Below are 6,255 nucleotides of genomic sequence, written 5' to 3' on the forward strand. Positions count from 1 at the left end.
GCAAGCAGCCTCATGCCCCGGTAAGATTGGGCCAGAGGCTGCGCCTCGCGGCAGCGCGTCGCGGCCAGGTCGGCGGCGGTGAGGGCTGATCCGGCCTTGTCCAGCCCCTGCGCGACGCGCTGCGCCACCGGGCCATCGTAGAAACTGCGCAGCCCGTCTTTTCTCAACAAGGCCAGAACATGCGCCAATTGCGGCTGGCGCAGCAATTCGCCGGTCGGCGCCCCGAACAGGGGTGAAAATCCGGGCCAGTCGGGCCAATCGGCCCGGCGAAAATCCAGCCAGAACTGCTGGCTGGCGCCGGGGAGAAATCCCTCCTTCGCCAGCGTCTGTGCAGGTTCCAGCAGCGCATCCGCCGTCATGACGCCGCCCCATCGGGCCACCGAAAGACGCAATGCATGATCCCAGCTGTCGACCGCACAGGCGGTTGTCAGCATCGCATCCGGCCCCCGCAAGGGCAGCGCGTCCGGCAGATCCGGCAAAACGGCGGGCGCCTGACCGATGCCCATGATCGTGGTCGACCAGTCGTCGCGATCCGCCAGCAGCCAGACCGCATCGCCGCCCAGGCCGCAGAAATGCGGCATGACCACGGCCAGCACCGCACCCATCGCGACGGCAGCCTCGGCTGCGGTGCCGCCGCGCTGCAAAACCTCGGCCCCGACCTCTGTCGCCAGAGGGTGTGGGCTGGTCACCATGGGCTGCAACGCGGCGGACATGATCAGTCGGCCAGAATCAGCTGGCGGTCATCGAGCGGAGGCAGGAAGCTGCGGTCAAAGACCCGGGCAGCATCGGGCTTGGTTTCCAGCTGATAGCCCTCGGCGACGATGTCGATAGCGCGCGACAGGCGGTCGTCATCCAGATCACCCAGCCCGATCCGGGTCACCTCGTCCGAGGCGATCAGGTTCTCGTATGAGAACATCATCCGCGTCATCTCAAGATCGCGATTGGCCAGATTGTCAAAGGCCACGACCGCATCGGCGCCTGCCTCGTGATCCTGCGCGATCTCGACTGCGGCGCGGTTGATCGCGCGGACCAGGCCGGTTACGGCCTCGGGGTTTTCGGCGATCATCGCCTGAGAGACCATGACCCCATTGGCATACAGATCCAGCCCATGATCGCCGAAATTCAGCCAGTTGAAATCGGCGGCAGGATCCTGGCGGTTGTTGATCAGGTTGAACCAGGCGGTAATGTTGAACACCATCGCCCCGTCGATATCGCCGCGGATCAGCATCGGCTCGGTCAGGTTGGGGGCCAGGCTTTCGATGGTGATGCTGTCCAGATCGACGTCGTTCATGCGCGCAAAGACCGGCAGCAGCTTGGTCGTGGGCGTGCCGGGCGCGCCGCCAAGGGTTTTCCCCTCCAGATCCGCCGGGCTTTCGATGCCGCTTTCCTTGCGGGTCACGATGGTGAACGGCGGATCGTTCCACAGCTGATAAACCATCACGGGCGTCTGGTCGGGGCGTTCGGCGGCGTTCTGGATGATGGCGTTGATATCCCCAAAGCCCGCATCATAGGTGCCCGACATGATGCGCGTCACGGTGGCGGCCGATCCTTCACCCTGATCGATGGTGACGTTCAGGCCCTCGTCCTCGAAATAGCCGTTCTGCTGGGCCAGCAGGATCGGCGCGTCCGACCCTTGGGTCTTCCAGCCAAGGGTAAAGCGGATATCGGTCTGGGCCAGCGCGGGGGCGGCCAGCGCAATCAGGGAAGCCGCGGCAAGCAAAGATTTCAGCATCGGAAAACCTTTCGAATCAAGAGGGGGACAGGTCGGTGCGGCGGTTCGCCCAGCCCACGACCCGGCCCTCGATCAGTGAGAACAGGACGTAGAGGGCGACCCCCAGGAAGGCGAGAATGAACAGGCCCGCGAAAACCAGTGGCACGTCGAAGTTCGACGACGCGCTCATCATCACGTTGCCGATGCCCTTGTTCGAGGCGACCGTCTCGGCCAGCACGGTGCCGACGAAGGCATAGGTCGCCGCGATCTTCAAGGAGGCGAAGAAGAAAGGCATCGTGCGCGGAAGGCCGACATTCAGCAGCAGGTCCATCTTGCTCGCACCGAGGGATTTCAGCACGTCCTCCATCTCGGGCTCGGTGGTGGCGAGGCCGGTGGCGATGTTGACGACGATCGGGAAAAAACACATGGCAAGCGCCGTCAGGACGGCAGGCACCGGCCCCGCGCCGAACCACAGCACAAAGATCGGGACCACCGCGACCTTGGGGATCGAGGAGAACCCGATCAGCAGCGGATAGGCGGTGTCATATGCCACCCGCGACGTGCCGATCAAGGCGCCGATCACCACGCCGACGATGACACCCAGACCAAAGCCGATCATCGTCGTCCACAGGGTCTGCAGGATATGTGGCCACAGGACCGGAAAGCGGGCGATCAGCGTCGACATCACCTGAGAGGGCCGCGGCACGACCAGATCCGAGACGCCGAGGGCCAGACACAGCACCTCCCACCCCAGGAAGAAGGCGACAATCAGGGCTGCCGACCACATGCGTCGGCGCAGGGCATATCTCATGTTGCGACCCCCATGGCGGATTCACTGCGGGCATCAATGATGCGTTCGCGCAGGCGCTGGTTCAGGGCGACGAAATCGGGCTGAAAGGTCATCTCGACCGTGCGGGGCCGCGAGAAGGTGACGGGGCTGTCGTCGATGATCCGGCCGGGGCGCGCGCTCATGACGCAGATGCGGGTGCCGAGAAATCCGGCCTCCTTCAAATCATGGGTGACCAGCATTACGGTGGGGCGGCGCTTGATCCACAGATCCTGCATGGTGCCCCACAGCTCTTCGCGGGTGAACTGGTCCAGCGCACCAAAGGGTTCGTCCAGCAACAGAAGGCTGGGATCGTGGATCAGCGCCCGGCACAGGTTGGCGCGCTGCAACATGCCGCCCGACAGCTGCCAAGGATAATGGTTCGCGAAACTTTCAAGCCCCACATCGGCCAGCAGCGCGTGGACCCGGTCGCGATACTCTCCCCGCTTCTTGCGGGCGTAGTCGTGGCGAAAGGGGCGGACGATCTTCAGCGGCAGCATGACGTTCTTCTCGATCGTCAGCCAAGGCAGCAGCGTCGGGTTCTGAAAGGCCATGCCGACACGCAGGGCGCGGGCCGCGACCTCTCGCCCGCCCACGAAAACCTCGCCACTGGACGGGCGCGTCAGACCGCCGACCAACTTGAGGATCGTGGACTTGCCGCAGCCGGACGGGCCGACCAGCGCCAGAAAATCGCCCTCGTCCAGCCGCAGGTCGGTGGGCTGCAAGGCCTGCACGCGATCCGCGCCCTGCCCGAAGGCCACCGAGGCGCGCGACAGCTCGACCGCTGCTCGCTTTCGTTCCGGCGCAATCTGTGCAAAATCCGGGTTCATGAGGATCCTTTGTCAAAGGTGCATGACAAAAGTGCATACACTTTATAGCGCAGACTTAGCGGGCGAATCGGCGGTCCGGCAAATCCGGGGACGCCGCTGCATGTTGGTCAAAGCATCAATGCTGAAACTTTCCGCAATTTTGGACCGCTTGCCTGAATGGAGGGCGATCTTATGACGACTGGCGCTCGCAGCGTCGGCGGCGACCGAATGGCTGCCATTTGCCAAGGCATCCGCCGCGCCATCATCGAGGGCGCGCTGCTGCCCGGCGACCGCCTGCCCGAGGATGCCTTGGGCGAAAGCTTTGGCGTCAGCCGCACCATCGCCCGGCACGCCTTGGGGCAACTGGCCGCCGAGGGGCTGGTCGATTTGCGCCGCAACCGCATCGCGACCGTGACCGCGCCTACGCCCGCCGATGCGCGCGACATCTTTGACATCCGAGTGGCGCTGGAACGACAGGTGGTGCAGCATCTGGCGGGGCATCTGTCCGCCGATCAGGTCGCCGTGCTGAAGGACATCGTGCAGCAGGAACATGACGCGCGGCACGGGCCGGATGGCGCCTCGATCCGTCTGGCAACCGAGTTTCACATTCGTCTGGCCGAGATGACCGGCAAGCCAATCCTCGTGCGTTATGTGACGGAAATCTGCTATCGCGCAGGATTGTCGCTGTCGGCGTTGGCCCGGCCCCATTCGTCGGAATGCGCCATTAGCGAACATCTGGCGCTGATCGACCTGATCGCGCGTGGCCCTGCGGACAAGGCCGCCGACATGATGGCCGAGCATCTGGAGGCGGTGGCCGCGCGTGCCCTGCTGTCGGGCGATCGCAGCCGCAGCCGCGATCTGGTTAATATCCTGCAGCCTTACACCAAGGGCTAATCAGGATTTGGCGATCGAGGGGTCCAGAATCCACTCGGCACTGTCATTCCAGACATCGGTATCCAGGATCAGCCCGTCCTGCACAGTGAAGCGGTCGACATAGCGATTGCCGTCGAAACCCGTCCCGTCCGGCCATTCCCCATACAAGTAGCCCAGACTGTAAACGATTGTCTGGTCGCCCGCAGGCACGACGTCATACCGCTCGATCCTCTTCTTGACCCAGGCATAGCGCGTCGCATTGAACCCGGTCGGACCCGAGGGCGTGTCGAACAGGCGCCCACCGGTAAAGCGGCAGACAAACCCCGGCGCCACGAACTGCGCCGCCCGCACCGGGTCCGGCGCCATCGAGGCTGCCAGGTAATCCTTGACCGCCTGCAGGTCGCGTTCACTATTCTGATCCATTCCGGCCCGCTCTCTTGTTGTAAGCCTGTCTCTTAAGTGCATACAGTAAAAGAATACAGAAGCTCCACCCGGATTCAAGAACCATGCTCGACCTCATCCTGACCCATGCCCGTTTGCCGCAAGGTCCGCTTAGTATCGGCATTGCCGACGGGCGTATCGCAGCCCTTGGCCACAACCTCGGTCCGGCACGCGAGGTTCGCGACCTTGGCGGCCGCGCCGTCCTGCCGGGACTGGTCGACGCGCATATTCATCTGGACAAGGCCGGGTTGCTATGTCGCTGCGGACAGGTTGGCAGCCTTCAAGAGGCCGTCGCCGCCGTCAGCGCACTCAAGGGTGACTTCACCGTGGCCGACGTTCATGCCCGCGGGGCAAAGGTCATTGAGGCCGCGATCTGTCAGGGCACCATGCACATGCGCAGCCATGTCGAGGTGGATCCCCGTGCCGGGCTGCGCAGCCTGCAGGCGGTGCTGGCCCTGCGTGCCGAATATGCCTTTGCGCTGGATCTGCAGGTCTGCGCCTTTGCGCAGGAGGGTCTGACCAACGATCCGGGAACCGGGGCCTTGCTGGAACAGGCACTGGAACTGGGTGCCGACCTGCTGGGTGGCTGCCCATACACGGACAGCGTTCCGCTGGCCCAGATCGATATCCTGTTCGACATGGCAGCGCGGCACGATGTCGATCTGGATTTTCATCTGGATTTCGACTTGGATCCCGAAGGCTCTCATATCCGGGCGATCTGCGACCGGACGATCCGGCAAGGCTGGCAGGGGCGCGTGAACCTGGGGCACGTAACCAAGCTGGCGGCAATGGACGACAATGCGCTGGCCGCGCATGCCAATTTGCTGGCACGGGCCGATGTGGCGGTGACCGCCTTGCCCGCCACTGATCTTTATCTGAACGGTATGGATCAGGGCCACCGCGCCCCCCGGGGCGTGGCACCTCTGCATCTGCTGGAAGATGTCACGGTTGCAGTTGCGACCAACAACGTAATGAATCCATTCACCCCCTACGGCGACTGCTCGCTGCTGCGCATGGCGAACCTTTATGCGAATGTCATGCATCTGGGGGCGGGTGATTTCCCGATCTGCCTGCAGATGATCACCGATGGCCCGGCCCGCATCCTGCGACTGGCGGATTATGGGCTTTCGGTTGGGGATCACGCTCACCTGATCGTGCTTGACGCGGCCACTCCCGAGGATGCGCTGGCCACCATCGCGACGCCGCTGATGGGCTTTAAGGGCGGCCGTCAAAGCTTTGACCGGACCGCCGCACGATTGCTGCGCCCCTGAAGCCCGGATCGCCCGGGTGACGGCAATCCGCGGCAAGATTGACAGCATGCAATGCCCCGGCGGCTCGGGGGAATGCCTGATCGCCCGAACCGCCCCCGATCTCCGTCAGCAGCCTCGCGCCTTGCGTGGCCGATGGACGCAGCCGCGAACGCAACGCGCTGCACCGGGTTGTTCCCGAGGCGCTCATCAGAAAAGGTCCACCATTGCCCCCTATTATTCTCGTCGTCTCCAGCGAGACGCAAGAGCAGCAGAACGATCGCCGCAGCTATGCCGGGCTGGCCTCACATGAAAGCTATGCCACGGCCCTGCGCCGCCTGCGCCCCG

General features: G+C 64.0%; 7 protein-coding genes. 2 read left to right on the plus strand and 5 right to left on the minus strand.

Annotated features, from left to right (window positions below):
* The 4 genes from EG885_RS21430 to EG885_RS21445 form a co-directional block, all read right to left on the minus strand.
* Positions 1-713, minus strand: a 713-nt coding sequence (locus tag EG885_RS21430; RefSeq protein WP_207392374.1) for a gamma-glutamyltransferase, incomplete at its 3' end; no start/stop codon positions are given.
* A 2-nt stretch (positions 714-715) separates the two neighbouring features.
* Complete coding sequence (locus EG885_RS21435) at positions 716-1,732, minus strand: ABC transporter substrate-binding protein (RefSeq protein ID WP_131578734.1); 1,017 nt, start codon at positions 1,730-1,732, stop codon at positions 716-718.
* Positions 1,733-1,748: 16 nt separating this feature from the next.
* Positions 1,749-2,522: an ABC transporter permease gene (locus tag EG885_RS21440; RefSeq protein WP_131578737.1), complete on the minus strand. Its 774-nt coding sequence runs from the start codon at positions 2,520-2,522 to the stop codon at positions 1,749-1,751.
* Entirely contained in the window at positions 2,519-3,367 is an 849-nt protein-coding gene (locus EG885_RS21445; protein ID WP_131578740.1) for an ABC transporter ATP-binding protein, read from the minus strand. Before EG885_RS21445 ends, EG885_RS21440 begins: the two co-directional genes overlap by 4 nt.
* Positions 3,368-3,574: 207 nt before the next feature.
* Between EG885_RS21445 and EG885_RS21450 the strand changes: the two genes are divergently transcribed.
* The gene (locus EG885_RS21450; protein ID WP_207392375.1) at positions 3,575-4,240 is read left to right on the plus strand and encodes a GntR family transcriptional regulator; all 666 of its coding nucleotides are present in this window, start codon (positions 3,575-3,577) and stop codon (positions 4,238-4,240) included.
* On the opposite strand, the gene EG885_RS21455 is transcribed toward EG885_RS21450, so the two are convergent.
* Positions 4,241-4,642, minus strand: coding sequence for a nuclear transport factor 2-like protein (locus EG885_RS21455; protein ID WP_131578744.1), 402 nt, complete (start codon positions 4,640-4,642; stop codon positions 4,241-4,243).
* An 83-nt stretch (positions 4,643-4,725) separates the two neighbouring features.
* Here EG885_RS21455 and EG885_RS21460 point away from each other — a divergent pair, with 83 nt between their 5' ends.
* The gene (locus EG885_RS21460) at positions 4,726-5,931 is read left to right on the plus strand and encodes an amidohydrolase family protein (protein WP_131578746.1); all 1,206 of its coding nucleotides are present in this window, start codon (positions 4,726-4,728) and stop codon (positions 5,929-5,931) included.
* Positions 5,932-6,255: the final 324 nt, after the last annotated feature.

Origin of the sequence: Paracoccus nototheniae, from assembly GCF_004335005.1 — a bacterium.
GTDB lineage: Bacteria > Pseudomonadota > Alphaproteobacteria > Rhodobacterales > Rhodobacteraceae > Paracoccus > Paracoccus nototheniae.